The 23902-nt window shown below is 63.8% G+C and carries 18 protein-coding genes; 8 read left to right on the forward strand and 10 right to left on the reverse strand.

Features of this window, described 5'->3' with window-relative positions:
- Positions 1-17: 17 nt before the first annotated feature.
- Positions 18-1049, reverse strand: a complete 1032-nt coding sequence (locus ACFC2Y_RS03525) for a TRAP transporter substrate-binding protein (RefSeq protein ID WP_375173669.1) — start codon at positions 1047-1049, stop codon at positions 18-20.
- 87 nt (positions 1050-1136) lie between these two features.
- Here ACFC2Y_RS03525 and ACFC2Y_RS03530 point away from each other — a divergent pair, with 87 nt between their 5' ends.
- Positions 1137-2087, forward strand: a complete 951-nt coding sequence (locus ACFC2Y_RS03530; RefSeq protein WP_375173670.1) for a helix-turn-helix domain-containing protein — start codon at positions 1137-1139, stop codon at positions 2085-2087.
- A 196-nt stretch (positions 2088-2283) separates the two neighbouring features.
- Here the strand turns inward: ACFC2Y_RS03530 and ACFC2Y_RS03535 are convergent, their stop codons facing one another.
- From ACFC2Y_RS03535 to ACFC2Y_RS03550, 4 genes are all read right to left on the reverse strand, one after another.
- On the reverse strand, positions 2284-2712 hold the full coding sequence (locus tag ACFC2Y_RS03535) for a c-type cytochrome (protein WP_375173671.1): 429 nt from the start codon (positions 2710-2712) through the stop codon (positions 2284-2286).
- Between the two features lie 81 nt (positions 2713-2793).
- A complete protein-coding gene (locus tag ACFC2Y_RS03540; RefSeq protein WP_375186402.1) occupies positions 2794-3102 on the reverse strand; it encodes a hypothetical protein in 309 nt (102 codons plus the stop codon).
- 46 nt (positions 3103-3148) lie between these two features.
- A complete protein-coding gene (locus ACFC2Y_RS03545; RefSeq protein WP_375173673.1) occupies positions 3149-3562 on the reverse strand; it encodes a MerR family transcriptional regulator in 414 nt (137 codons plus the stop codon).
- A gap of 172 nt (positions 3563-3734) precedes the next feature.
- Positions 3735-6188, reverse strand: coding sequence for a heavy metal translocating P-type ATPase (locus tag ACFC2Y_RS03550; protein WP_375173674.1), 2454 nt, complete (start codon positions 6186-6188; stop codon positions 3735-3737).
- Positions 6189-6817: 629 nt separating this feature from the next.
- On the opposite strand from ACFC2Y_RS03550, the gene ACFC2Y_RS03555 reads away from it, so the two are divergent.
- The 4 genes from ACFC2Y_RS03555 to ACFC2Y_RS03570 are packed head-to-tail and all read left to right on the forward strand — an operon-like array spanning position 6818 to position 11528.
- The gene (locus ACFC2Y_RS03555; RefSeq protein ID WP_375173675.1) at positions 6818-7108 is read left to right on the forward strand and encodes a hypothetical protein; all 291 of its coding nucleotides are present in this window, start codon (positions 6818-6820) and stop codon (positions 7106-7108) included.
- Between the two features lie 59 nt (positions 7109-7167).
- Positions 7168-8892: a type I secretion system permease/ATPase gene (locus ACFC2Y_RS03560; protein ID WP_375173676.1), complete on the forward strand. Its 1725-nt coding sequence runs from the start codon at positions 7168-7170 to the stop codon at positions 8890-8892.
- Complete coding sequence (locus tag ACFC2Y_RS03565) at positions 8892-10196, forward strand: HlyD family type I secretion periplasmic adaptor subunit (RefSeq protein ID WP_375173677.1); 1305 nt, start codon at positions 8892-8894, stop codon at positions 10194-10196. The genes ACFC2Y_RS03560 and ACFC2Y_RS03565 overlap by 1 nt, the downstream gene beginning before the upstream one ends.
- Before the next feature lie 12 nt (positions 10197-10208).
- Positions 10209-11528 (forward strand): hypothetical protein, encoded by a 1320-nt coding sequence (locus tag ACFC2Y_RS03570; protein WP_375173678.1) that lies wholly within the window; start codon positions 10209-10211, stop codon positions 11526-11528.
- A gap of 210 nt (positions 11529-11738) precedes the next feature.
- Here ACFC2Y_RS03570 and ACFC2Y_RS03575 read toward each other — a convergent pair whose 3' ends face one another.
- Positions 11739-12830, reverse strand: coding sequence for a cache domain-containing protein (locus ACFC2Y_RS03575; protein WP_375173679.1), 1092 nt, complete (start codon positions 12828-12830; stop codon positions 11739-11741).
- Between the two features lie 279 nt (positions 12831-13109).
- Here ACFC2Y_RS03575 and ACFC2Y_RS03580 point away from each other — a divergent pair, with 279 nt between their 5' ends.
- The 3 genes from ACFC2Y_RS03580 to ACFC2Y_RS03590 are packed head-to-tail and all read left to right on the forward strand — an operon-like array spanning position 13110 to position 16853.
- Complete coding sequence (locus ACFC2Y_RS03580; protein ID WP_375173680.1) at positions 13110-14279, forward strand: HlyD family efflux transporter periplasmic adaptor subunit; 1170 nt, start codon at positions 13110-13112, stop codon at positions 14277-14279.
- Positions 14279-16270: a glycosyltransferase gene (locus tag ACFC2Y_RS03585; protein ID WP_375173681.1), complete on the forward strand. Its 1992-nt coding sequence runs from the start codon at positions 14279-14281 to the stop codon at positions 16268-16270. Before ACFC2Y_RS03580 ends, ACFC2Y_RS03585 begins: the two co-directional genes overlap by 1 nt.
- A 10-nt stretch (positions 16271-16280) precedes the next feature.
- The gene (locus tag ACFC2Y_RS03590) at positions 16281-16853 is read left to right on the forward strand and encodes a hypothetical protein (protein ID WP_375173682.1); all 573 of its coding nucleotides are present in this window, start codon (positions 16281-16283) and stop codon (positions 16851-16853) included.
- Positions 16854-17141: 288 nt separating this feature from the next.
- On the opposite strand, the gene ACFC2Y_RS03595 is transcribed toward ACFC2Y_RS03590, so the two are convergent.
- Genes ACFC2Y_RS03595 through ACFC2Y_RS03610 form a run of 4 tightly spaced genes read right to left on the reverse strand, consistent with a single transcriptional unit; the run spans position 17142 to position 23901 of the window.
- Positions 17142-17939, reverse strand: a complete 798-nt coding sequence (locus ACFC2Y_RS03595; protein ID WP_375173683.1) for an efflux RND transporter periplasmic adaptor subunit — start codon at positions 17937-17939, stop codon at positions 17142-17144.
- A complete protein-coding gene (locus tag ACFC2Y_RS03600) occupies positions 17936-19921 on the reverse strand; it encodes a hypothetical protein (RefSeq protein ID WP_375173684.1) in 1986 nt (661 codons plus the stop codon). Before ACFC2Y_RS03600 ends, ACFC2Y_RS03595 begins: the two co-directional genes overlap by 4 nt.
- Positions 19914-22061: a PqqD family peptide modification chaperone gene (locus ACFC2Y_RS03605; protein ID WP_375173685.1), complete on the reverse strand. Its 2148-nt coding sequence runs from the start codon at positions 22059-22061 to the stop codon at positions 19914-19916. Before ACFC2Y_RS03605 ends, ACFC2Y_RS03600 begins: the two co-directional genes overlap by 8 nt.
- Before the next feature lie 7 nt (positions 22062-22068).
- On the reverse strand, positions 22069-23901 hold the full coding sequence (locus ACFC2Y_RS03610) for an HlyD family efflux transporter periplasmic adaptor subunit (protein ID WP_375173686.1): 1833 nt from the start codon (positions 23899-23901) through the stop codon (positions 22069-22071).
- Position 23902: the final 1 nt, after the last annotated feature.

Genomic DNA, 23902 nt, shown 5'->3' on the forward strand with positions numbered 1-23902 from the left:
ATGGGGTGCCACGCAGCCTATTCGGCGGTGACGTCCGCGTACTCGGTTTCGTAGAGCGCAATAAGCGCAGTTCCGGCCTCGCCCGCGCGCTCCTTGTAGGCGGCCACGGCGGCGTCGTAGGTGGCCGCGCGCATCGCGGCACGCTCCTCCTCAGAAGCTTCGCGGATCTCGATGTCGCTCTCCGAGCGGATCGTCTCGAGCGCGGCGGCGACGGCTTCGGCCTTGTGCGCGCGAAGCTCCGGGATCACCTCCTCGAACGCCTGGGAGATCACCGTCCGGTATTCTTCAGGAAGCGAGCTCCACCAAGTCGGGTTGAAAAGAACCACGTCTTCCATCGCGCCATGCTCGGTCAGCACCAGGTAATCCTGCACCTCGTAGAACTTCATGCGCTGAATGGTGTCGAGCGGGTTCTCCTGCCCATCGACCACACCGGTCTGAAGCGAGGTGTAGAGCTCGCCGAAGGGCAGCGCGACGGCGGAGGCACCGAGCGCCTCGAACTGCTTGATCAGAATGCGCGAATCCATCGTGCGGAACTTGTGCTCCGACAGCGCGGTCAGATCGCCCAGCGGCTTGTTCGATGTCAGGTTCTTGCGCCCGTTGGGCCAGAGCTCGATCCCGACGACGCCACGGTCCTTGAAGCTTTCAAGCAACGCATCGCCGAACGAACCGCTCCGCAGTTTCTGCGCGGCTTCCTCATCGTTTGGCAGAAGGAACGGGATGTCGAGGATGGAAATTTGTTCATTAAACCCGCCGAGAAAGGCCGCGGGCGATACCGTGGCCTCGAGCGTGCCAAGCTGCACGCCTTCGGTCATCTCCCGCTGAGAGCCGAGTTGACCCGAGGGGAACAGTTCGAAGGCGACCGCTCCGTCGGTACGCTCCGAAACCAGATCAGCGACTTTCTCGAGGAAGACATGCCGCGACTGCTGCGGCGATTCCAGGTGCCCGATCCGAGCCGTGTAATCCTGCGCCACCGCCGTGCTGGCCAGTCCGACAGCAAGGACCGCAGCGCCGAGAGAAGGTCGCGTTAAAGTGCGAAAAGCAAACGTCATGATTGGTAGGCCTCCGAGTTCATATGCGTCCATGATCTTTCGCGACGCTTGGAAAAGTCAATAATATTCTCAAGTTTGAGAAATTCGATGGCATTATTGCTATTTTTAGACGGCTTTTGCATAGTGATTGAGCACAAGGGAAGGAGCGGCAGCGTGAATCACCCCAGCATGACACAAAGCAGTGCGATCGAAGCCGTGGGCGCGCGACTGCGGGCTGCGCGCATGGGGGCGGGCCTCACCCCGGACCAATTGGCAGAACTGACCGGCGTCTCCCGGGCGGCGATCTATCGATACGAGGCCGGCCATCCGATCCGTGTCGATACACTTGGCCGGATAGCCGATCACCTCGGTGTATCAATCGGGTCGCTTCTGGGTGTCTCGGTCGAGTACATTTCCTCTGCGCTTACCTTCTTCGAGCGGATGCGGCAGATCGAGGAGAAAGCAGAGCGGATCAGTGTGATGTTCGGACCGGTTTCCTATCTGCTGACGACCGACCGCTATGATGCACTTCTCCCCACGGTCTTGCGCGAAAGCGTACCCACGGATGTTCCCGATCACACCGATGCGCTTCGGCAAATCGACCGGGTGGTGGAGGTTCTGAAACAGCGGAAAACCACATACCGCGCGCGGCGTCCCCATGTGGTCAGCCTCGTTTCCGCCGCCGAGATCGAAGCCTTCTGCGCCTCGGGTTTTGTGGGCACGCAGGCCTTGGCCGGACAAAAGGACAGGCGGGAGGCAGCGCGGGCGGAGGTGCAGAACATCATCGAGCTTCTGAAGTCTGAACCAATGGGGATCCAGATCGGGGTGCTCGTCGATTCCATGCCTGGGGCAAGTTTCCAGATCTTTCGCGGCACGTCCCTACCCGAACTGGCGATGAGTCCGTTCCGGCTCGGCGCTTTGGCCAATGTGCGTTTCGGCGTCGCGACGATCACCTCGGCTCCGGAGGCCGTCGCGCAGCACGAAGCCATCACCGAACGTCTTTGGCGCCGCAGCCTGAAGGGGTCGGAGGCGGCGCAATACATCGAGAAACTTTTGTGATTGGTCGCGCGGTCACGCCGTGGTGGTCGCACCAGCCAACGTTCGCTGTGTAGAGGGACAATCGCGGCTCTATCCGGAATGCAGGACGCGGGCCATCAGCGTCGGCGGCCCTTCGGCCCGCACCGGCAGCGCGGCCAGTCCGGCCGTCCCTGTCGGCGCACGGCAAAAGGCGCGACGTGTCATGCGAGGTTTTATGTCACTCGATCCCGTTGGCGCGCTGCAACTCGCGGACAAAAGCGATGATATTACCGACATCCGCCCTGGTCAGACCAGACTGGGCGGGCATGTCCCCGAATGGCCAGTGATGAGCCCGGACTCCGTTCTGGACCGCCAGCACGAAGGCCATATCGCCATGGTGGCTGGGTTCGTAGATCTTGTGGACCAGTGGCGGCCCGAAACCCATCTTGCCGGTCGCATTGTCGCCGTGGCAGGACGCGCAGGTGGCGTCGAAGGCGCGGCTGCCCATCAGGGCCTCGGGCGAGAGGGTCTCGGGTTGAGTGATGGTAACCAGCGCGTCGCCTTCTGCCGGGGCCTCGGCCTGGGTCATCTGCGGTGGACGGGTCAGGTAGTAGGCCGCGCCCGCAAGTGCGGCGACGCCTAGGGCTGCGATCAGTGTCTTGTTCATTGTGCTTGTCCTGAAACGCGCGGCTTACCCGCGCAGTCATCCTTGCCGCGGGCCGGGCCGCAGCGCCTTGTCGGGATGCGTTCAGGTACGGGGAGGGGGAAGATCCCGCGCCAATGCGACGGAATTCAATCGCGAAACCACGTCCGGGTACGTTGGATCTTTGACCAGCGGCGCGAACAGGCTGAGACTTGGGACAGTTGGAATCGCATGCACGGCGATGCCGCAGGTGGCACCGTAATGGCACTTTTGCGCCATCTCATGGGGAGAGGCGTCCTGCTCAGGGCACTCGGGGCAACCCGCCATGTCGTGGGACATGACCGTGACCTGCGGCGATACGTCATGCGCCTGCGCGACACCGGGCAGGACAGCCCAGGCCGTGATCAGCAGCATGATGATCGCCAAGGTCTTTCGCACGTGTGTCCCCACTGGTCCCTGCCTAGGTTTTTCGGTTTGCGCCAAAGTCCATCGACCCGGCCAACCCGTTCAGGATCGCGCAGTCTGGCGCATCATCGCCATGACATTGATCAATCAGAATCTCAAGCTCCGCCTCCAGGACTTTCAGTTGGTCAATCTTGGACCGCACCGCTTCGAGGTTTCGGGTCGCAAGCGCCTGGACGTCCCGGCTGGCCCGGTCGGGGTTCGCGTTCAGGTCCAGCAGCCGACGACATTCCTCCAGGCCGAAACCAAGGTGCCTGGCCTGCGCCAGCATCCGCAATTGCGTGATCTGCCGGTCGCCGAAATCGCGATAGCCGTTCTCGGCCCGATCGGCATCGACCAGTCCGATATCTTCGTAATAGCGGATCGTCTTGACCGACAACCCGGTCTCGGTTGCGGCGCGTCCGATGTTCATGGGGCGTCTCCTTCTGCCCGATAATTAAAGTCTCCAGCCACTGGAGGGTCAAGCCCAGACGGATCACGCCGGGGTGACACCACCTCCCGCCGCATTCCGTCGCAAACATAGAGGTGCCCCGCGCGAGGTCAGACGCGCGGGGCTTTCTTGTCGGTGAGCGACTTCTCTGGTGTCAGAGCTTCTGCGCCCGCAGTCTCAGCGCGTTACCGATGACCGAGACGGACGACAGGCTCATCGCCGCCGCCGCGAAGATCGGCGAGAGCAGCACGCCCACGAAGGGGTAGAGGATGCCTGCCGCGATCGGCACGCCCGCGCTGTTGTAGACGAAGGCGAAGAAGAGGTTCTGACGGATGTTGCGCATCGTCGCCTCGGCCAGCCTGCGCGCCCGGACAATGCCGCCGAGGTCGCCCTTGACCAGCGTGATGCCCGCACTTTCCACGGCGACGTCGGCACCGGTGCCCATGGCGATTCCCACGTCGGCCTCGGCCAGTGCAGGCGCATCGTTGACGCCGTCGCCGGCCATGGCGACCGACAGGCCTTCGCCTTTCAGCTTCTTGACCAGCGCGTTCTTGTCCTCCGGGCTGACCTCTGCGTGGACCTCGTCGATGCCAAGCTGCTTGGCGACCGCCTGTGCCGTGGCCTCGGCATCGCCGGTGGCCATGACGATCCGCAGGCCAAGCTCATGCAGCGCACGGATGGCGTCCGGCGTCGTCTCCTTGATCCGGTCCGCGACTGCGACGAGGCCCGCTGCCGCACCGTCGACGGAGATGAACATTGCCGTCTTGCCCTCGCCCTGCAGTGCCTTGGCGCGGTCGGCGAGGTCTCCGGTCTCGACCGACAGGTCGGCCATCAGCGCGACATTGCCAAGCGCCACCTTGCGGCCGTCGACCGTGCCGGTGACGCCCTTGCCGGTGATCGCCTCGAAGTCGGTGCTGTCCTTGCGGGAGGCGCCACGGTCTTCTGCCCCGGCGACGAGTGCTTCGGCCAGAGGGTGTTCGGACCCGCGTTCCAGCGCGGCGACGAGGGTCAGCAGGTCGGCCTCGTCCATGCCCTTCGGCTCGACATCGGTCAGGGTCGGCTTGCCCTCGGTCAGGGTGCCCGTCTTGTCGACGATCAGCGCATCGACCTTGGCGAACCGCTCCAGCGCCTCCGCGTCTCGGATCAGCACGCCGGCATTCGCACCGCGCCCCGAGGCCACCATGATCGACATGGGCGTGGCGAGGCCAAGCGCACAGGGGCAGGCAATGATCAGCACCGAGACCGCCGCGACGAAGGCATAGGACAACGCGGGCGCGGGCCCGAGCGCCCACCACGCCACGAAGGCCAGCAGCGCGACACCGACCACGGCGGGCACGAAATACCCCGCGACCCGGTCCGCCACCGCCTGGATCGGCGCGCGCGACCGCTGCGCCGAGGCGACCATTTGCACAATCCGGTTGAGCGTCGTGTCGTCACCCACGTTCTCGGCCTTCATCAGGAAGGACCCGGTCTTGTTCAGCGTCCCGCCGGTGACCGGCTCGCCCTCGACCTTCTCGACCGGAACGGGCTCACCCGTGATCATGCTCTCGTCGACCGAAGACCGGCCCTCGGTCACCACGCCGTCGACGGGCACGCTCTCGCCCGGGCGGACGCGGAGGATATCGTCGGTCTTCAGTTCATCGAGCGGCACGTCCTCTTCCGTCTCGCCATTCACACGACGCGCCGTCTTGGGCGCGAGGTTCATCAGGGCGCGGATCGCGTCGCCGGTGCGTTCGCGGGCGGCCAGTTCCATGACCTGACCGATCAGCACGAGAACAAGGATCACCGCCGTCGCCTCGAAATAGACGGGGGTCATGCCCATGCCGTCCTGCATCTGCGCGGGCAACAGGTCGGGTGCCAGCATCGAGATGATGGAAAAGAGATAGGCGGCCGCCGTGCCAAGCCCGATCAGCGTCCACATGTTGGGGCTGCGGTTCTTTACCGAACTCCACGCGCGCTTGAAGAACATGCGGGTGAACCAGACCACGCCCGTGGCCAGCAGGAACTGAAGCCAGACGAAGGCCGTGTGACCCAGCCAGTCGGCGAAGGGGATGCCGACGTGCGACCCCATCTCCAGCAAGAAGACCCCTGCCGCCATCGGCGCGGTGATCCAGAGCCGCCGCTTGAAGTCGACGTATTCCGGGTGCGGCCCGCTGTCCAGAGATGGCGTCATCGGTTCCAGCGCCATCCCGCAGATCGGGCAGTCGCCGGGGTGGTCCTGCACGATCTCGGGGTCCATCGGGCAGGTGTACATCGTGCCCTCGGGCATCGGCTCAGGCTCGGGCCGGTCGCCGAGGTATTTCTCGGGATCGCCCTCGAATTTGGTCTGACAGCCGGAGGAGCAGAAGTAGAAGCGTTCGCCGTGATGTTTGCTCATATGCTTTGCCGTGGCCCGTTCGACCGTCATCCCGCAGACGGGGTCTTCGGCCGTGCGATAGGCCTCCGGCTCGGCTTCAAATTTCTTGCGGCACCCGTCCGCACAGAAGTGGTAGGTGTGCCCCTGATACTCCACCGTCGGCTTGCCCGCGTTCGGGTCCACGGTCATGCCGCAGACGGGATCCCGGATGATATCGTTTTGGTCGGAGTGCTGGGCATTCGTGTCGGCCATAGCGGATCCTTTCCTTCTCCGAATAGACTGGACCGTTGATCTGGGGTCTCCAGTCACTGGAGGGTCAATAGGCTATTTTATCTTTCTCGATAGCGGCAGAAAATACCGGCTGTGCACCGGGGCGAAACAGGCGTCCAACCCGGGTGAACGCAGCTTGTCGATCACCCCTGTCTTCGAGATTGCGACTGGCTTTGCTGTTGTGCCGCGCGACTGAACACTCTGAACACCCAATCTCGGTGTCAACGAAATCGGCAGCAGGTCGGCTCGCGGAAGAGAATGACAAAGTCCGACCAGGTCTCGATCCCTTCCGGCATCCGAGGCGTGTCCAGAGCAATGTTCCGCTCACCCGTCCTCCGACGGGGTGGGGATTTCGAATGCCCGAAAATGGTTGACCGATCCTAAACCAGAGAACCTAGGCACTTAGACCCGCCGTACGGACGCGCCGTCAGAAAGTTTCAGCGTCATTCCGCCTCCCGGTCAAAATTAACGTGACCGGCAAATACTGGAACTCATTGCCTTTTCCGCTCCTTTCTCCTGCAACGTCGGTCATGACGACTGGCGCTGCCCCGGTTGCTCCGAACTTCGGACAACGAGGGCGAAACCAGAAACTCGATGAGAAAGGACACATCATGTCCATCCTAAGCGAACTTCTTGGCGACTCTTCCAACACGTCCTACGAAATGTCCTCGGACAGCTCCGCAACCGAATTCGGGGCGAACCCAGGCGCAAGCTTCGGGGCGACGGACATCCTGTCGTTTTCCTCCATGGATGACGGCGGCGACGAAGCCACCTCGTTCACCGGCATCGGTAGCATCGGCTTCGGCGTCGGCGCACCCGTGATGATCGGCACGAGCTCCATGAGCGAGTCGACCAGCGCGTCGGACAGCAACAGCGACGGCCTTCTCGGCGGCTTGTTCTAAACTGTCGGATGGCGGGGTCCTTCGGGACCCCGCCGTTTCCATTCTTCCAAGGGATTTCCATGACCCCGCCCGACGCCGACCTCCGGCCAGACAGCCGCAACGAGATCAAGGACGCGCTGCGCCAAGAGCGCGCGGGCTTCGTCTTTGCAGGTCTGTTCAGCGGGGCGATCAATCTTCTCTACCTCAGTTCGCCGCTCTACCTCATGCAGATCTACAATCGCGTGCTGGTGAGCGAAAACGTCACGACACTCCTTCTGCTTTCGCTGATCCTGTTGGTCGCGCTCATCACCATGGGGTTCCTCGACGCGATGCGGGCGCAGGTGCTGGTGCGCTCCGGGATGCGGCTGGACGCCGCGCTGTCCACGCGCGTGTTCAGCGCGCTGATCCAGCGGTCGGCGCGACAGGGCTATTCCAAGGGCGCGCAGCAGCTTCAGCGGCTGGACCAGTTCCGCACCTTCATCACCGGGCCGGGGGTGCATTTCGCCTTCGACCTGCCGTGGATTCCTGTCTACCTGATCCTCCTGTTTCTGATCGCTCCGCTGCTTGGCGTGATCGCGACGGTCGGCGCGGCATCGCTGCTTGGGCTTGCACTGCTGAACGAACGGCTGACCCGGCCGTCGCTGTCGGCCAGCGAACAGGCCGCCAACCGCGCCTTCGGCTTTTCCGAGAACATCCTTCGCCATTCCGACGTGGTCGTTGCCATGGGGATGCGTCCCGCGATCGAGACGCACTGGCGCGGTGACCGCGACCGGATGCTGCTAACACAGGCCGTCGCGTCTGACCGGAACGCGGTGGTGTCGGCCACGATCCGCTTCGCCCGGCTGCTGCTTCAGGCGATGATGCTGGGGATCGGGGCGTGGCTGGTCATTGACGGGCAGATCATGCCCGCGACGATCTTTGCCTCGTCCATCATTCTTGGCCGCGCGCTTGTCCCGGTCGAGCAGGGCGTGGGCACCTGGCGCCAGTTCAACGAAGCGCGCAGCGGATATCGCGAGGTGAGCGCCCTGCTGCACGAGGTTCCGGCAGAGAGCGACCGCACCATCGTTCCCGCTGCGGCCAACGCCCTGACCGCCGAGGGTGTCGGCTTCACGCTGCCCGGGCAGACAAAGCCCGTCCTTCGCGACGTGACGTTTGAGATCACGCCCGGCGAAGCTATCGGGATCGTCGGCCCCTCCGGCTCGGGCAAGAGCACTCTGGCGCGGCTGCTGATCGGGGCGATCGAGCCCGGCGACGGGCGTCTGCGCTACGGCGGGATGGATTACGGCAAGTGGGACCTGACGGAGCTGGGCCGCCAGATCGGGTATCTGCCGCAGGATGTGGGCCTCTTCGCCGGAACCGTCCGAGCCAACATTGCAAGGTTCGGCGAGGCGCCGGTCGATGACGTGATCACCGCCGCCAAGGCCGCCGGGATCCACGACATGATCATGGACCTGCCGAAGCATTATGACACGGTCCTCGGTCCCGGCGGCGTCGGCCTCTCCGGCGGGCAGCGGCAGCGTCTGGGCCTGGCCCGCGCACTTCTCGGACAACCCCGCCTGCTGGTGCTGGACGAGCCGAACGCCAACCTCGACGACCGGGGCGAAGCGGGGCTACGGGACGCGCTGGCGGCGCTGAAGGCCAAGGGGACCACGATCCTGTTGATCACGCACCGGATGAACGTGCTGGAGGTCGCCGATCGGCTGTTCTTTGTCCGTGACGGTCGGCTTGAGGCGCAGGGCACACCGGACGCCGTGCTTGACCACATCAAACAGACTGTCGTGCCGCAGATGGAAGGGGCTGCGTGATGACTGAAGCCTCCAAAGTCCGCCTCGCCTATTCCGACCCCCGCGGTCCGATCCGCCTTGGCGTGGCCGTTCTTATCCTCTTCATTGCGGGACTGGCCGGGTGGAGCGTGTTCGTCCCCCTCTCCGACGCCGCCGTTGCGCGCGGCAGCCTTGCCGTCGAGGGGCGCTCGCAAGCCGTGCAGCATCCATTTGGCGGGGTTGTCGCCAGCCTTGCCGTCGAAGATGGCGAGACGGTGGAACGGGGCGATGTGCTGATGACCCTGTCTGACACGCAGGCGCGGGCACAGCGGGACGTCCTCCTGACCAAGCGGGAAGCCCTCAGGGCGCAATTGGCCCGGCTGATCGCGGAGCGCGACGGGATCGACGCTCCGGACTACCCGGAGGCCGCGCCCGATGCCGCCGACGCGGCGACAGAGGCCCGCGCCACCCAGACCGCCCTGCTCGCCTCCCGCCTTGAACAGCATCGCTCCGCCGTTGTGGTGGTCGAGCGGCGCATCGACCAGCTGCGCCAGAAGATCGCCGGGGCGGAGGCGGAGGCCGAGGGCCTGACAGCGCAGGTCGGGATGGCCGAGGCGCAGCTGGCCGACGCGTCGACGCTACTGGACAAGGGGCTGGCGCGGCGGCCGCAGGTGCTGGACCTTGAGCGTCAGGTCTCCACCCTGAAGTCGAGCCTTGCCGCCAAACGTTCGGAAAGCGCCGCCGCCGCGCAGTCCGTGGCCGAAGCCCAGGCGGAGATTGCGCGGCTGGACCGGGACCGGCAGGCCGCGATCTCTCAGGAGATCGAGGTCGCGCAGGCCGAACTGGCCGCAGTTGCGCCGCAGATCGACGCCGCCGCCGACCGGCTGGAGCGGATGCAGGTCCGCGCCCCTGCGACGGGACGGGTGGTCGGCCTTTCGGTCTTTACCGAAGGCGGCGTTGTCGAACCGGGGGCGACGCTGATGCAGATCGTGCCGTCCCAAACGCCGTTCATCGTGCAGGGCAAGCTCGCACTGACCGACCTGCACGACATTCGAGAAGGTCAGCCTGCCCGGCTGGAGTTGCTTGCCTTCCCGCGCAGCGACCGGCCGGAGCTGCACGGCACGGTCGCGACGATCTCCGCCGACGCCTTCACCGACGATCGCACCGGGAGCGGCTATTATGCCGTGACAATCCGCCCCGACCCCGAGCAGGTCGCCGCGCTGAACGTCGACCTCCAGTCCGGGATGCCGGTGGAGATCATCATGGACACCCGCGCCCGCACGCTGATCGCCTACCTGACCTCGCCGCTGCTCGACCAGATCGACACGGCGTTCCGGGAAGACTGAAAGGACCCGAACATGACCCAGACACCGCGCAAGACCCGCAACGACGCCCGCCAGGATCGCCCCGGCGCGCCGGGAGCCGAGGCCACGGCGGCGGGTGCCGCGACGGGTGCAATGCTTCTCGGTGTGCTTGATCCGGGGAGGCTGGTTGCCGAGACCGGAAACGATGAAATGCAGCACAGGATCCCGGAAGCCGGGTTCGTCGGACCCGACGATCAGCCGGATCAAGGTCGCGGTGCCCAGGACAGCGTGCCTCCTTCCAAAATTGAGGCCCATACAGGGCATGCCAGCAGCGCGCATAATTCAGCAGCGCCTGACGCGCAGGCAGACGCGCTGAAAAGTGTTCAGGAGCACGTTGTGCAGCGGAACGGAAACACCGACGGAGCACAAGCCGCGAGCGATCTGTCGGCGCCGGTCGATCACGACGCCGACAGCCTCGCACCGGCAGACGTCACCGACGCGAGCAACGAACCATCGACTGCGCTCGCCATAGATCGTGAAGCGCCGTCGCAGGTGCCGGGCGACCACGGCCCAACAGAGCCACAACTCTTGAAATCGGTCACGGCTGAAACCCTGACCGCGCTGTCCAACATCATGACGGACCTTGGGTCCGCTCGGGCTCAATCGACATCTGATCTTGCTGATCAGGTTACTGCGCTCTCTGACATGGGAAATGACACTATCGGGTCGTCTGCGGGTCCCGTTGATGGCACCTTCCTGCCTGATGTCTCGAACCTGTACGAACCGCTTTCCGACCTGCCGGATGTGACGGAGATTGCCGAAACTCTCAGTGCCATAACAGGTGGCATCGACCACAACGAGGCGATCGGAGACCACACGGCAACGAGTGACGTCGCTTCATCCCCTATTTCATCACCGGATATCGCCTCGATGACAGATATCGGCGATAAGGTCGATCTCATCGCCACATCGCTGAGCATTCCCGACGGTGACCTCGGCCCGCCATCCGAGGCGCTGGCTTCTATCATCCCGGATGCGGACGCCGCGCTGGCGCCGGTTTTTGATGGAGGCACAGTTGATCTCACTGCTGCGCTCCCGAGCGATCCAGTGGGTACCGTCGCGCTGCCCGAGACGGTTCTTGGGGCGGTCGGTTCTGCCGGAGAAGCAAGCTTCCTGAGCCAGGTCTTCTATGACGATGGTCAGGCCGATGTTGACCTACCGTCACATGGCCCGGCGCGTCCCGACCTTGCGGAGAATATTATGGGGGACACCAGTTTACCTGGAGACGTCCCGCTGATTGGCACGTCATACCCAGACAGTGCCGGAGCGGAATATGACGGTTCGGGTCTGCATCTTGGTGGCATTTTCGGATGAGGTAATGCTCAGTGTAGATCGTTGTCGGATGGGTTCCCGGCCCAAGGCTGACATTCGCGTCACTCTCACCAACAACGACTTGGCTGCATATAAACCAAATTCAAAGGTGCCAGAGTGCGGGGCCCAAACTTGGCGGAAACCTCCAATCCCGTCGGCCCTAAGGTCCGCTGCTACTAGCCACCGCACCTAGTTGCGAAACATCCGACACCCTTAGTGAAAGCGGCTCTGGATATGGCTCAGCGCATGAGAGAGTCGCTCGCTTTCGCGGCTGGAATTGTATTCCTCCGGATAGGGTTCCTTACCCTCTGCTATCTCGCAGGCGGTCTGGGTCAGGCGCTCCAGTGGACGCACGAAATGCCGCGTAAACAGGAATGCAAAGACGCCCAGAACGCCGAGCAAGCTCAGAAGGCTGACCCAAATCGCTACAGACAGTTCCGATACGTTCTGGCCGGTGGACGCGGGCGGCACGCGAACAACGACCGAAAGCCCGGTCGGGGGCGCATTGCCTACAGCGAGTTCCGGCGCGACGGCATAGATGTTTTGTACGCCATTCTCGTCCTCGACGATCTGCGCAGACCCGATATTGAGCGACAGAGAACCCAGGCTGGCCGGGGTGAGATTTAACTGGGCGTCCTGATCCGGTCCGAAGATCGCCCGGCCACGCTGGTCGACAACATAGGCGAGAAGGCCCAGTTCATCCGCGGCGGCACGCACGTAGCCCCCAAGCCAGCTCACCTTCAGGCTGTAGACATAGACGCCGCGGATTTCGCCATCAGGGGTCGTGACCGGTACAGAGATATTGAGCACATCTCTTCGGTCATGCGCCTGGTCGGTGGTCGAAGAGGTCAGCTCGCCGAAGAAAGGTCCCTGCAGCCCTCGGCGATACCATTTGGCGCTGGAGACGGATGTCCCTTCCCGTAGACCGTTCGAGCCAACCCGGATCGTTCCGGAGAGATCCGCCAGCCCTGCCCATGCAACCCGGCCGCCGGCGAACACGACGGCATCGGTGAAAGCGCGAATCTCGGCATCCTCTTTCAAAGCAATCTGACCGGCGACCGCCTGCAAACTTTCCCATTCCCGTTCGAGCGCTCGAGACACGGCCAGGCGCAGCGCCTTGCCCCCCCGGATGGCATTTTCTGTCTCGACGCGGGCTTCGAACTCACGCGCATGCTGGTTGATGGGCCACCAGATCGCCAGCATTCCCAGAAGGCCACAAATCAGCACGAAGCCGATGACCGACGTGGCAAGACGTGGCGCGTGCAATTGTGAACTTCTGCGGGAGACCGCTTCAACTTTGGACATGCGTCGGGGACCACTCACTCAGACCATTGTGGGTCATGCCCGCCCCCGACTTGCAGTATGCGACGCCAGTGCGAGCATCCGATATCAGCCAACAACGGATAGTTACGAATTTTGGCAACTTTAAGGTGTATTGCCCGGAATTCGCTCCCCCACGGCAACAACCTGCCTACTGCCTTCGGTGGATCGGACAGCGAATATTCGCCGTCACGCCATACTATCGTCACCTTGGTTGTTATAGATGCATGCGGAATATACCTTCGGTTGTGAGGGGGCTCAAGTTTGCGTTATCTTCGTCTGTGTATTGGCTTTTCCCTGCTTTTCGGCGCGCTCTACATCATCGTCGTGGAACAGATGGCAGGCGCGAGTTCTGATGCATTTATCAACGCGCCTCTATCGACAGTCCGGGCCCCGGTGGCCGGGGATGTGTCCCTCCCCGATCGCGCACCCGGGGCCATCATCACAAAGGGCGCGGCGCTTTTTGAAATCGAAAACGCGAGAGTGGACCGGGTGCGCCTCAACGATCTTCAGTTGGAGCGGGACCTTTTGGCGGCCGAGCGTGAGCGCTACGTCGCCGAACGCGATGCACGGCAGGAGGCCCTGCGCTGGATCCAGACGACAGCCGGAAAATACGCTGCCGCCCGGACGGGAGAGCTTGTGTTTCAGACAGGCGAAATCGCCTCGGATAGGGACGTCTCGAGGGGTCCGGACGAGACCACTGCCCGAGAGGCCAACGGTTCGCTTGTCGAGGACAAGCTGGCCCCGGACGCGGATGACCCCGCGCGCTTTCTCGAACTCTCCAACGTTATTCCGGACGGCGGCGCCGAGAACTTCGGCGATCTGCAAGCCGCACGAGACGTGATATACCATGACGGCTCCGCGAGCGCGGCCTGGAACATGGCACTGCGCCAACGCGAAGCGAAAATCGCGCTTGCGCTCGTCAAGGCAGATATCACCCGCGCCGAAAAGCAGTTAGCGGCTTACGAAACACGCATCGAGCGGGAACTTTCGAGCGTTGTCGGGCTGCGCGGAGATACGCTCTATTCGCCGGTCAACGGCGTTCTGTGGCAGGAACTGGCTGCCAACGGCGTAAACGTCCAACGTGGCGACCCCATCATGGACATCGCCGACTGCGCCTCGGTGCTGGTCACGCTTTCGGTGTCGGAAACCATATACAATTCGCTGTCCACCGGCGACGCAGCAATGTTCCGCCCGCTTGGCGGAGACAGGGTGATGCGGGGCACGGTCGCCCGCCTGGCCGGCTCTGGCGCGGCCTCGGTTTATGAAGGTATGGCGGTGGCCCCGAGCGAAGAACATCTGCAACGCTACGACGTCGCGCTTGTCGTTCCGGAACTGAGGGCAGACCCGGCGAAGGGGTGCAGCATCGGCCGGACGGGCCGCGTCTTCTTCGATGATCGGCCACTCGATATATTGTGGAAGTTCTGGGAGTAATGCTGCCCAACCTTTACCTCGGCGACCTCGGCTCAAGCCTGATGCACGTGATCCCGATCATCGGCGCGGCCCTGGTCCTTCCATCCTTGATCAATCCGAAGACCACGTATCATCGTGTCTTCCTGTTCGTGATCGCGATCATTTTCGCGATCCGCTACGCATGGTGGCGCACGACCGAAACCATCGCCCCGGTTGGCTGGACACTGGATTTTCTTGCCAGCGGCCTGCTGCTGGGGCTGGAACTGATGGCCATCGTGAGTTCGATCAGCGCCTTCGTCATCCTGATGCGTCACCGCGACCGAAGCCCCGACGCGGACCGCAATGCCAGTTGGTGGGGCGACAGCCCGCCCGGTGTCGCGATCCTCATCGCGACCTACAACGAGGAACTGGAGGTACTGGAACGCACCATCATCGGCGCCAAGGCCCTGCGCCACCCCAACAAAGAGGTCATGGTTCTCGATGACGGGCGCCGCGATTGGTTGAGGGATTATTGCGAGGTCCAAGGTGTCACCTACATGCGTCGGCCCGACAACAAGCACGCCAAGGCGGGCAACATAAACCATACGCTCGAGGTGCTCTGGGCACGGGAAACGCCCCCGGACTTCATCGCTGTGCTGGATGCTGATTTCGTGCCCCATCGAGGGTTCCTGTCGCGCACGCTGGCGCTGTTTCACGACCCGGCTGTGGGTCTGGTTCAGACGCCGCAGCATTTCTTCAATGCCGACCCGATCCAGCACAACCTCGGCATTAGCCGTTCCTACCCCGACGAGCAGCGCTTCTTTTTCGATGACATGCAGCCCTCGCGCGATGCCTGGGGCGTCGCCTTCTGCTGTGGGACATCCTCGATCATGCGGCTGGACGCGTTGAAGGATATTGGGGGCTTTCCCACCGACAGCATTACCGAAGACTATATGATCACGCTGTGCCTGCAGAATGCAGGCTGGCACACCGCCTACCTCAACGAGCCGTTGACAGAAGGCCTCGCACCGGAGGGATTGAAGGAATACGTCACGCAACGCTCGCGCTGGTGCCTCGGCATGATGCAGATCGCGCGCAGCCGGGTAGGGCCATTCCGCAGGAACGGGCTGCGACTGCGCGACCGATGGAGCGTCATTGACGCCGGCCTCTACTGGATCACGACCTTTCCGTTCCGCATCGCGGCCATGTTTTTCCCTCTGCTCTACTGGTACGGCGACGTGACCGTCGTCGATGCCAGTCCGGCCGATGTCATAAGCTATTTCGGCTGTTTCTTCGCCTGGAACCTGATGGCAATCAACCTGGTGTCGCGCGGCAACGTGGTGCCGATACTGACCGATGTCAGCCAGTTGCTGGGCGCGCTGCCGATCACCCGAGCGGCGTTCACCGGGCTGGTGCAGCCGCATGGCCACCCCTTCAGCGTGACCGCCAAGGGCGGCGACCGCAGCCGCATCGTGGTGCAATGGAACATGCTGGCACCCTTCGCCGTCCTTCTCGCGCTGACGATCATCGGGCTGTTGCTGGGCATCGTGGCCGACCGATTTGCTTTCAACGACGCAGGCGAAGGCAAATGGGTCATCCTGTTCTGGACAATCTACAACATGGTCGTGTTGACGCTGACGATCATCGCCTGTGTCGAACTGCCCCGGCGCGAGCGCCACGTTGCCGACACGCCAGAGCGCGTCACCTTCACCTCGGACAGCGTCGCAAAGCGCATGTGGATCACCAGCCTGACGCAGGACACCGCGCGACTGAGGGGCGGCCATTTCAGCACCGGCTCCTACGGAAAGATCGACCTGCCGGACGTGGGCGAACTGCCAGTCTTCGTGCTGGCGCAGACAGCGGACGGGGTGCGCGTGGAACTCATGCCCGACCATGAACAGCGCGACGCCCTGTTCATGAAATTCTATACCGAGGATAATACGCCCGGTATCAGTGCTGTGAATACGTGGAACATGCTGGGCGACATGGCACGTCGCATCTCACGCATCAGCCGCAACAAGGCAAGCAGATAAGGAGCAACACTTGACCGCAGCGACGACAACACTCGGCTACACCGCCGCGATGCTTGCGCTCACCGCCCTGGCTGCAAAGGCCGACGGGGAGTTCTATCAACTGGACCTCGGCGAAAAGACCAGAACCGCCGTGATCTCGGTCGAAAGGGAGCGCCTGGCATACGGCATGGTGTTCAGCGACAACATTGGGCGGGAAGATCTGACCCTGACGGCCAGCTACAAATTTACCCTGGGAACGCCGGTCACCTTCCGCGTGGGACCGGCGCTCCAGATTGAGGGGCCGGACACCCTCAAGGGCGGGATACGTCTCGTGGCCGAACATTACCAACCCACAAGTTTTGGCAGTATTTTCCTGCTTGGCGAAGCGACGACAATCGACCGCGGGTATTTCGCCCTTGCCGCCATCGGCTTTGACAAGCCAGACGTGACGGTCGAGTTCAGCTACCTCGGTGACGACGATGGTTTCCGAGACAAGGTTGCGGCCTTGGCTTTCGGTATCCCGAACACCAAGGCGCGTTTCCGTGCCGGTTACAAATTTGATACCGAAGAAGCCTTCGTGGGCATCTCGATCAACACGTTCTAATCTACAAATGCATTTGCCCAGGTTGCTTGGTCCGTCAAAGCCGACACCGGTAATCAGCGTAGCGAAGGGCGTAGGTCGGAATAGCATTCGCCTGATCCGATCCGATTTATTGGAGCTAAAAGACACTCCCGAAGACGGCGTTAGCATCGCGACTACGGTGTTCGCTCATGCTTGAGTCTTCAGTTGGCGCACTCCACGTATTAAGGAGGTAAATTTTCTCAGCGGCTTTGGAAAGAAAAGATATGGCTGCACAAAAATTGTTATTAGGGTCCTGCAACCCGAGTGCCGCTACCCCCGCGGTCCGAAATCGATCCGGCACCGCGCGCCGGTCGGAACCTTGCTTTCCGGGTTCGACACCGACAGCTGAATCCCGAAGGTGCCGCTGGCCGCATCCAGGAATCGGTCGACGATGACCACCTCGCCTTCGAACTGACCCTGCAAGGGCGGGTTCAGATCGACCTGGTACAGATCGCCGACACCAATGTGCCCGAACAGTTCACCCGGCGCAAAGACCTCGACATGGACGGGATCGGTTTCGATGATTTCCATGATCGCGGCCTGCTCCGCCGCATATTCGCCCACGGTCGCCTCCACCGCCACGACGAGGCCGGACACCGGGCTGCGCACCGAGCGACGCTCCAGCAGGGCCTCTGCCTGGCGCACCTCGATCGCGGCGAGCTTCCGATCGAATTCCGACTGCTCCAGCGCCAGTTCGGTCAGAGCAAGTTCGATCGACGCATCGTCCAGCGCGGCACTGGCGGCGACATTGCGGTTGGATAGTTCCTCCACCCGTTCGTACTCGCGCTGCCGCAGCTCCAGGCGCGTCTGCTGCGCGCGCACATCCACATCCGACTCCGCCCGGGTGCGCGACAGTTCCAGTTGCAGTTCCTCGATCTCGCTGTCCAGGCGGTAGAGGAGATCCCCCTCCTCCACCATATCGCCCCGCCGCACCGGTATTTCGCGTATGACGCCGTCGACGCTGGATGTGACGGTCAGACGGGAGGCGGGTTCGAGCACGCAGTCGACCATGTTCTGCGCCATCGCGGGAGGCGCCGCCAGAATGGCCAGCAATGTCAGTCGTTTCATTCCGATCCTCCAAGAAATCCGAGAAACCCGTCCCGCTGAAGATCGTACCTCAGTAGGTCGAGCCGTGCACGGGCCATGAGTTTTTCCGCGCGGCGCTGGGCCTTCTGTACGCCCTGCCAGGTGCCCAGGCGCGACCGGGTCCGGCGCGAGCCGAATTTGGCGACAATGCCGTCGTCCCGGGCCAGGATCACCTCGCAACTGCCGGGGTCCCCCTGTCGGGCGCAGCGGCCCAGAACCTGCCGATCGATCCGCCCGGCCTCGTTCACTTCTGTCAGGATGACGTGCAGCCCTCCGGCGGCGCGCACCTCCTCCGACAGCATGATGTCGACGCCGCGCCCGGCCATGTTCGTGGCCAGAGTGACCTGTCCCGCATTGCCCGCCTCGGCGATGATTTCGGCTTCGTCCGCATCTTGCGCGGCGTTCAGCAACGTCGCCTCCACCCCGGCAGCCTTAAGTTGTTCGTCCAACTCCATGCTGGCGCGGATCGTGCGCGTGGCCAGCAGGACAGGGCGGCCCTTCGCTGCGAACCTGGCCGCTCGCTCCGCGACGACCGCCCACTTATCCTCCTGCGTGCTATGGATTCGCACCCGCAGGTATTTGCGGCGCGACCGTTTCGGCGGCGGCAGGCTGAGCACCGGCAAGCCGTAGACCGCGCGAAACTCGCCAGCGACTTCGCGTGCGGTGCCGGTCATGCCGGCCAGCTTGCGGTAGCGGCGGAAGAAGCGCTGATAGGTCATGCGGCCCTTGGTCAGGCGGCGGCCCGTGATCTCCACCCCCTCGCGTGCCTCGACGATCTGCTGCAGCCCGTCGCCAAGCGCGCGATCCTCGGCCACGCGGCCGGTGAATTCGTCGATCAGCGCCACCTTGCCGTCGCGCACGATATAATGCTCATCGCGCACAAACAGATGTTCCGCGCTGAGCGCCTGCACGGCGGCGTGGTTGCGCCGGACGGAGTTGCGCCAGATCCCGCCGATCTCCTCGCCCTTCTCGGCTAGTCGGGCCTCCCCCCGTGGGGTAAGTTCAACCAACCGCCGTTGGTCATCGACGGTGAAGTCGCGCCCATGCTCCAGCGCATCCACCAGCGAGAGCGCCTGCAGTGCCCAGTCCGGCTCCGGCGGGGCGGTTTCGGAGATGATCAGCGGCGTGCGGCACTCGTCGATCAGTACGCTGTCGGCCTCGTCCACGATCGCGAAGGGCAAGCCGTTCATCGTCAACCCCGCCGCCCGCGCGCGCTCCACATGCACGGTTTCCAGCGACAGCCGGATCGCCCCCTGCGCCCCGCCCAGCATGATCCTGTTGCGCAGGTAGTCGAAGGCGATCTCCTTGTTGGAGGCATAGACCACCCGGGCCCGATAGGCCGGGGCCCGGTCCGCAGGCGGGACGGAATGCACCACAAGGCCCGTCGTCAGTCCGAGCGCCTGATAGAAATCCGCGAAACTGTCGTGGTCCCGTTCCGCCAGGTAGTCATTGGCGGTGACGACATGCACGTCCTCACCGCTCAACCCGGCCAGCCCAGCCGCCAGCGCCGCGGTCAGGGTCTTTCCCGAGCCCGTCTCCATCTCCACCAGGCGGCCGGAACAGATGGCCAGCGCGCCCATGATCTGCGTCGGAAACGGCGTCAGCCCCTGAACCTTGTCACAGATGGCCGCGATAAGCCCGAGGGCCCGCAGCGATGCCCTCGTGTAGGGGCGATCCCGGCGCAGGCGCGGCGCGATTTCATCCAACGCCGCCTGCAGCTCCTCCATCGACCACTTGCGATAGCGTGCCGCATGGCCCGAAACGCGCAGGGCTGCCATGCGAAGGCGCAGGCGGATCACCGGGTCCCGTACCGGCCCGATCATCGGTTCGACCCGGGTCGTAACCTGATAGCGCCAGTCGACAGGCCGCGCGCTGGTTTCGGCCCGCGCCATCTGGCGCAGCTCTCGCAGCCGGGGCATCTGTGCGGCCCGGCCCATCAGGGGGGTATGCGCCAGGTCAGACATTGAACCGCTTCAGGAACAGCTGGCGGACACGACGGTAGGCGCGAACAGCAATCGGTTCCTCGCCATGGTCAATCCGGACATAGACGCGCATCCCGATCTCCGCCGCCTCCAGCGGCTGGTCCGGCGCGACATCGAATTGCAGGATAGGCTCCAGCGTATGCGGCTCCGGTCCACGCTCGGGATCGGGCGCAAAAAGTCCGCCCCCGTCCAGTGTTAATGCGCGGGAGGCGATGCGCTGCCCCAGTGACGGAACTTCACGCACGATATGGGCGGGACGGATCGTCGAAAGATCGTCGGCGGTGCGCAGTGCCAGGCCCCGGCTGCGCGACCGAACCAGATCGGCCTGATCCTGATGCACCGCCACCCGGACGATCAGATCCTCCGGATCGATCAAGTACCCGACGACATCCCCTCGCATCAGGAACTTGCCCTCCAGATCCGCCGCCTCCGGCAGAACGAACAACCCGCTGCGCGGCGCGCGCAGGGTCATGGAGGCCAGCCGGTCGCGCAATTGCGCCGCCTCCTGTTCCGCCTTGGCGGCTTGGGCACGCCACAGCCGGACATCATATGCGCTTTCGCTCAGCGCCTGTTCATAACGGATGCGGAATTTGCGGGCATCCGCCTCTGCCGACTCCAGCCGCGCCTCGGCCAGCGGGTCGGCTATGGCCAGGATGGGCGCCCCGGCCTCGACCCGTGCGCCGGGGTCACTGATCAACTGTGCCACCTCGCCCGGTTCCGTCGCATGCACCGTCGCTTCGTAGGGCGCATAGACCACCCCCTGAGCGATCGTGCGATAGGGCACGGGCAGGAAGCCCAGGCTGCCGATCAGAAGCACCATCAGCACCACGACCACCGCAACGGCCCGATGACGGATACCCCGTAGACTGTCGCTTGTGGCGACAAATTTCAGGTGTTTGGCCAGCGGGAACAGGAAGATCAGCGTCGCCGACCACATGGCCAGCAAAACGCCCAGGGCAAAGAACCGCGTCGCCACCACCATCACGATGGTGGTGGAGATCAGCAGGCGATAGCCAAAAGCCGCGATGGCGTAGGTGAAGAACCAGAAGCGTTCCCCATCCGCACGCACCGGTGTCTTGGCCTTGGTGTTGCCGAAGCCGTAGCGCTGGATCAGATAGCCGATAAAGCGATTGGCTCGGGTCGACAGGTTGGGCAGCTCCAGCAGGTCGGAAAAGACGAAGTAGCCGTCGAAGCGCAGTAGCGGATTGCCGTTGAACAGCAGGGTCGAAATCCCGCCGATCAGCATCACGTTGAAACAAGCCGCCCGCAGCAGCCCGTCCTCCAGCTGCACCCAGAGCAGCATTGCGCCGGCCGCCAGGCCAAGCTCCACCAGAATCCCCGCGCCGGAGACGAGGATGCGGCGCCACTTGCTGGTATAGGCGGTCGAGGCCGAGGCATCGACATACGGCACCGGGATGAACACCAGCATCATCACCCCGACCTCACGCACCTCGCCCCGCCATTTCTTGACCGCGAAGCCATGGCCCAGCTCGTGCAGCAGCTTGACCACCGGATAGACGAGGATCAGCAGGATCAGGCTTTCCATCGCCAAGATACGGTCCAGCAGGTTGCCGGTCAGTTCATCCCAGTGGCGCCCTGCCTGGATCGTCCCCGCGCTGAGCAGAAGGACATAGAACACCGCGCCGAAGACGCTGAAGAAGGGCCGCGCGAAGGGCCAGAGGGCATCCAGAACAGCATTTGGATCGAACAGGGGGAAACGGACAGCCAGCGGGTTGAGGAACCGCGACACCAATGTCTTGCGCCGGACCTTCCCGGCCCTTTCGGACATGGCGTCCACATCCGGAAAGCCGTCGGTGTGCAGCAGGTCGAGCCCTGCCAGTTGCGAGATCAGCGCCAGCAGCTCGTCCTGGGCCGGGGCCCCGTCGCCCAACTCCTCGCAGGCCGCATCCCAGACTTCGCCCAGGGTGCGGCGGCCATCCATCTGCGCCACCAGCCAATGGGCGGATTCAGTCACCCGGGCGTATTTGCCGGTCAGCGGGTCACGGATGACATACCAGACGTGACCCCGGAACAACTGTCGCGACACTTCGGACCGGCGCGCCAGGACCGGGCGCAGATGCGCCGCGCGGTACCAGCTCTGGCTTTCGAAGCTTGTCGCCATGGCAGCCTCAGGGTGTCCAGCGCCAGATGGCCAGGCGGATCCAGTCGATCATTGGCTGCGCCCAGACACGGATCAACAGCCGTTCCTCCACATCGACCTTGGCAATGCCGCGCATGCCGGGCCGGATCTGCGGCGATGTTTCCAGCAGCCGCCCCTCTATCATGGCGATGTTCTTGCCATCCTTGGCGTCCAGCCGCGGGGTAATCCGTGTGACTTCGACCTGATAGCTCTGGTCGGGCAGCGAGGACAGCACCAGCGTGCCGGTCTGGCCGATGACGATATCGTCCAGTTGCGCCTCGTCGACCTCCATCGAGACTCGGTAGCTTTCCAGCGGCGCGATCTGGAACAGCTCCTCTCCGCGGCGCACGGCGCGGCCGATCGACTGGCTCAGATCGCCCTCGATCACGATAGCGTCGAAGGGGGCGGTCAGGGCGGAGCGTGCGATCTGCCGCTCCACCAGCGTCGCCTTGGCCCGGGCCTGTTCGACCTCGGCCTGGGCAATGCGGGCGGCGGCGGCATTGCGCTCGCCAAGCGCCCGGTCATATTCGCCCTCGAACCGGCTGAGATCGGTACGCCAGCGCAGCAGTTCGATCTGAAGGTCCCGCTCATCCAGCCGCGCCAGAGGCTCGCCCTCGCGGATCACATCGCCTGCTCGCACGTATTGTTCGGCCACGTTGCCATCAAACGGCGACACGAGGGAGCGGACGACGAGCCCTTGCACCTCGGACTCCGCCGCAACGCGGTAATCGCCGCGCGCAATGGCAGAGAAGGCAATCACGACGGCCAGGGTGATCAGCACCAGCTTGCGCCCGATGTACCCCGGCCCCAGCAACCGCTTGACCTGCCGCCAGAGCGACGCGGCGCCGATGCGCAGTGCCGATCGGTCGGCGCGCCGTTTCTCGTCCAGCATAGGGGCAAGGGCCGAAGCCGTTGCCTCCGCAATCATCAGGTCCAAGTCGTCGAATGCCTCGCCGGGTCGTTTTTCGAGATGTAGCGCCCCAATCACCCGGTCCCGCAGGAACAGCGGGACGGTCAGCAGATCGCCCGTGGCCCGCATCCGTGCCAGTTCCGCATGCAGTGTGGTGACCGCATATGCCATGCCCTCCCGCCGGGGGTGCAGGACCGTGCCCTCCTGATCTGTGGCTTCGGCCATGGCCTGGGCCAGCTTTTCGGAAAAAAGGCTGTCCATCCGGAAATCCGCCACATCGGAAACCGCCTCCAGCCGCACGCGTCGGCGGCGCAGGAATCCGATGGCGACCTGGGCACAATCCAGCCGTCGGGCCAGTTGTGTCGCCGCAGCGATCGAGGCGGCCCGGGTATCCGCCGCATCCAGTGCGGCGCCCAGCACATCCAGAACCGCCGCCTGCTTTTCTCGTTCCAGCCGGTCCGAGAGGGACAGGTCACGGCGCACGGCCGCGTTCAGCCACCCGATCCCCCAGTTGAGCACACGGAACGCATGCCCGGGGTCCTTGGGGGGGGTGCTGAATTCAAAGGCCGCGGCGCCCATCACTTCGCCATCCACGGTCAGCACCTTTACGAGGATGCGACCGCCAGAGACAACATCGCGCTCCTTGTCCAGCGCTTCTTCGATGCCATTGGCCAGGTCGGGCGTTGCGCGGCTGTCCTTGGGCCAGTTGGCCACCGGGATCATGCCCTGGGCGGTTTCCAGGACAAGCGTCGCGCGTTCGGGGGTTCCAAGCTGCCTGATCTGCAACGCCAACCAGACACGTGCAAAGTCGCGCAGGTCGCGATCCTCGGAGAATCGCGACCAAAGCGCCTGATCCAGAACCGAAACCTCGGCATCCTGCCGCGGTTCGGTCGTGTCACGGCCTTCCGCCATC

The sequence above is a fragment of the Pseudooceanicola sp. genome (assembly GCF_041987405.1).
In the GTDB taxonomy this organism is placed as follows: Bacteria; Pseudomonadota; Alphaproteobacteria; order Rhodobacterales; family Rhodobacteraceae; genus Pseudooceanicola.